The following is a 3,912-nucleotide window of genomic DNA, read 5'->3' as shown; positions in this document are numbered from 1 at the left end:
AATTCGGTCAAGAGGGCATCGTCATCTACGAGTAATACGCGACTCATGGAATTTCCTTTTCGTGATTGTATGCGCCGTGGCACTAAATAGGCGGTGCGGCGATTAAAATAGAGTTGTATTCAATCTTAACATGCAATCTGCTTTTGTTGATAGCGTAATTTTCTGTGCTTTTGCGCTTTTTTGCATAGAAACTTGTCGCTCTTTACATTTTCAGACGGCCTGTAAGGACAAACTGACAATTGAGTGTATTTTGTTTAGGGTTTGTCGCATGATTTGGCAGTTTGGTGTTTCGGTGCATTGATGAAATCTTTGCAATCGGACAAAAGTTTGGGCAGCAGGGGGGCGAATGCCGGATGGCTGCGTATTTTGTCGGCGTAGAAATACATCATATAGGGGTAATAATATTGCACTGCCTGCATCCATTGCGCACCTTCTTCTTTCTTGCCTTGTCGGTAGAGGTAGAGGCCGACTTGATAGGCGCTGGAGTAGGGGCGGTAGGTCAGGGCTTTGAGTGCGGCTTCTTCTGCCCACGGGCGGATGTAGGCATCGGTCGGGTCTGCACGTTTGCTTAAACTTAAATCGGCGTAATAGGCAAGCATGGGACTTTCTTTGGAGAGCTGCTGCAAACCGTCGATTTTATTTTGAACTGTTTGCGGATTGTCGGTTTCCCCTACACGGCTATATTGGGTCAGATTTTGATATTCCCAGCTGAGGTTTGCCATGCCGATTAAAATCGATAAAGCGGCTATACCGCCTGCCCACTGTCTGATTCGGGTAGATAAAGGGCCGTCTGAAACATCTTTCGGATAAGAAGGTGTAAGCGACAGAATCAGGCTGAATACGGTGAGAAAATAAATATACCAAAGCGGATATTCGAGCATGCTGTGGCAGAGGCTGACGGCGGCGGCGGTCAGCAAAAACAGGGAAGCCGGCGTTTGGTTGCGGCCCGACAGTCGCCATACGGCTGCAAGCAGGGTTAAGGTTGCAAGCAAGGTGCCGGCAATGCCCATTTCAGACAATAACTGCATGACGATATTGTGCGAATGGGTAAACAGTACGCCGAGAATATTGTTGGGGAAGTATTGTTGTTGGGCATTGATCAGGAAGGTTTGCTGGGCAAAGCTGTTCCAGCCATGTCCGAACCAAGGTGCGGATTGAAAGGCAATCCATGCCTTGCTCCATTCGATTTGGCGCATGGAGCCTTCAAAACCGCTGGTACCTGCGCGTTCGACAGCGGTTTCGTATTTGATGTTGCCAAACAAATCCAACAGGCTGCCCATGCCGAATTGGAAAGCAGCGGCCAGGATGGCGGTCAGAAGGAAAATGCACAGTGCGCGTTTGTGTTGGAAACGGGTACGCCAAAACCATAACGGCGTAATCAGGAATAGGGCGGCAATGTAGCCCAAGATGGTGCGCGAGTTGACAAGGCCGAGGGTCGCAGTCAATGCCAATACGAACAGAAAACCTGCTGCATTGGACATTTTGCGCGCCATCCATAAATAGGATGCTGCCAAAATGCCCCACATCAAATAATGTCCCAAATGATTGCGCTGGCCGAGTTGGCCGTTTACGGTACCGCTGCTTCGGGCAATGATGCCGTTCAACCACTCTACGTTGGACCAGCCTTTAAATTGCAGCCAAACGATAGCAGCCTGTATGGTTGCACCTATCAATAAAGACCAAGCAAAAATGCTGACGATGCGTTCCTGTCCGTAAGCTGCTATCCAGCCACGCACCGACCATGCGCCCAGTGCCAAAATGACAAATGTCCAGGCAGTGATGTCGCTCATGCCGGGGTAGGTGGAATGCATGAGGCGCGCTTGGAGTGACCAAAATGCAGCCATGGCAAACAAGCCGATACTGAGTGCAGGAAGGCGGATATTCAGCAGGCCTTTGTGTGCGCTAATCAATGTCAGTACCAATGAGCCGCTCAGTGAGATGGCTTCCAAATAAAAGCTGGGCAGTGGGCCGACTCGGTAGAGTGAAAGAAAAGGGACGGCGCAAATCCAAAGAAAACTGAGCCATAAAGGCCAAAAGGTTTTCATTGAAGATTCAGTCAGGCCGTCTGAAAGTGTGTGGTAGGTCATTTTGATGTGTGTTTTTGTTGATTGATAAATGCAAGGCAGCCGAGGAAAAAGGCAATACACAATAATACGGAAACGGCGGCACAAATCCGGCTGGCGACGGCTGTGTCAGCCAGGCGCATACAGGCTTCGGCAAAGTAAATCAGAATCAGCATGGAGCTGTATTGATAAGTGTAGATGCGTTTTTTCAAAATACCGGTCAACGGCAGGCACAGCGGCAGGGCTTTCAGTGCCAGCCATGAGCCGCCTTCGCGCAATGGTGCGATCCACAATTCCCATGACAAGGAAAGCAGAATCAGCAGGATAAGGCTTATGGAAGTTGCAAGATAAGGTAATGGGGAGCGTGTATTGTTCACAATATTGAGGGCGTAAAGCCGTACTGGAAAACTTAAAATTATACCGCTAAAAAGGCAGGGTAAGCCAAGAATATTGCTTAAAGATGCTGAAGAAAGGATTTATTGTTTTTTCTTCAAACGAATGAAACTTTATCTTGTTTTATAGTCTTATCAATATATATATCTAGTAAAGATTGTGCTACTATTATAAACACTTTATCTCAGGAGGATAGAAAACCATGAATCGCGTTGCTGATGTTATCCGTGATGACATTAAAGTAATGACAGCCTATCAGGTTGCCGATTTGCCGGAAGGTTTTATTAAGTTGGACGCCATGGAGTGTCCGCATCATCCTTTCGCCGGGTATGAATCTTTATTGTCAGAATGGGCGGATTTGGCAAAGCAGGCACCGATTCATTTGTATCCCCATGCTGCCAAGAGCGGTATTTATGAAGAATTGAGGGAGGTTTTCAGTATTCCCGATAAGGCGGAAATCGCGTTAGGCAACGGCTCCGACGAGCTTATCCAATTTTTGACTATGCTGGTTGCCAAACCAAATGCGCGTGTATTGGGTATTGAGCCAAGTTTCGTTATGTATCGTCATAATGCCGCGCTTTATGGCATGGAATATGTCGGCGTTCCCTTAAATCCAGATTTTTCTTTAAATCTCCCTGCCGTTTTGACCGCTATCGAGCAACATCAGCCATCATTAATTTTTATTGCCTATCCCAATAACCCTACTGGTGTGTGCTTTAAGCGGGAAGAAGTAGAGGCAATCATTCGCGCGGCTACCGGCATTGTGGTTGTCGATGAGGCATATGGTGCGTTTCATCATGACAGTTTCCTTCCGTGGGCGGGCGAAGTCGAAAATCTGGTCGTAATGCGCACCATCAGTAAAATCGGCTTTGCAGGCTTGCGGATGGGATATGCGGCGGCAAGTCCAAGCATTATGGGTGAACTGGCTAAAATTCTTCCTCCTTATAATATGAATCAATTAAGCTTGGCGGCGGCAAAATTCTCATTGAAACATCATCAAATCATTCAGCAAAATATTGATACATTAAAAAATGAGCGTTCGCGCGTGATGAATGAATTGCTGAAATTAAACCGTTTGCAAGTTTTTCCGAGCGAAGCCAACTTTATTACCGTTCGTGTCCCTGATGAGAACGAGCTGTTTGAAACATTGAAGCAAAACCGCATACTGATTAAAAAACTGCATGGCAGTCATCCGCTTTTGAAACAGTGTGTCCGCATAACCATAGGCTCGGCAGCGCAAAATGATGCCGTTTTGGCCGTTATTAAAAACCTTTACCCTAATCTTTGATTCCAAGGAAACTACCATTATGAACAAAGCTCAACTGCATTTGACCAATTTTCTGTTACTGGTTGAAGAAGCCGGCTCATTGACCAAGCTTGCACGCGCATGCGGTTATGAAAACTCCGCCTCTTTGTCTCAGCTCAAACGCCGTTTGGAACAACAAGCAGGCGATGA

3 protein-coding genes and 1 pseudogene are annotated in these 3,912 nt (G+C 47.0%); 2 read left to right on the top strand and 2 right to left on the bottom strand.

The features are described from left to right. Positions 1–254: 254 nt before the first annotated feature. Both ACTHSP_RS18510 and ACTHSP_RS18505 read right to left on the bottom strand, forming a co-directional pair. Positions 255–2,087 carry a PglL family O-oligosaccharyltransferase gene (locus tag ACTHSP_RS18510; protein ID WP_049329528.1) on the bottom strand — a complete coding sequence of 611 codons (1,833 nt, stop codon included), beginning with the start codon at positions 2,085–2,087 and terminating at the stop codon, positions 255–257. Beyond that, complete coding sequence (locus ACTHSP_RS18505; protein ID WP_049329529.1) at positions 2,084–2,440, bottom strand: DUF2069 domain-containing protein; 357 nt, start codon at positions 2,438–2,440, stop codon at positions 2,084–2,086. Before ACTHSP_RS18505 ends, ACTHSP_RS18510 begins: the two co-directional genes overlap by 4 nt. 218 nt (positions 2,441–2,658) lie before the next feature. On the opposite strand from ACTHSP_RS18505, the gene hisC reads away from it, so the two are divergent. Together hisC and ACTHSP_RS18495 are read left to right on the top strand one after the other, a co-directional pair. Next, the gene (gene hisC / locus ACTHSP_RS18500; protein WP_049329530.1) at positions 2,659–3,744 is read left to right on the top strand and encodes a histidinol-phosphate transaminase; all 1,086 of its coding nucleotides are present in this window, start codon (positions 2,659–2,661) and stop codon (positions 3,742–3,744) included. A gap of 19 nt (positions 3,745–3,763) precedes the next feature. Beyond that, a pseudogene (locus ACTHSP_RS18495) lies at positions 3,764–3,912 on the top strand (imidazoleglycerol-phosphate dehydratase HisB); the annotation flags it as partial.

It is taken from the genome of Neisseria sp. P0001.S005 (assembly GCF_051963715.1).
Note: the sequence above shows the minus strand (reverse complement) of the source record. Positions and strands in the feature narration are given on the sequence as shown.

What these genes read in the sequence shown, in the direction of transcription:
- hisC (WP_049329530.1), top strand. Translation starts at nt 2,659, where the DNA reads ATGAATCGCGTTGCTGATGTTATCCGTGATGACATTAAAGTAATGACA.
- ACTHSP_RS18510 (WP_049329528.1), bottom strand. Translation starts at nt 2,087, where the DNA reads ATGACCTACCACACACTTTCAGACGGCCTGACTGAATCTTCAATGAAA.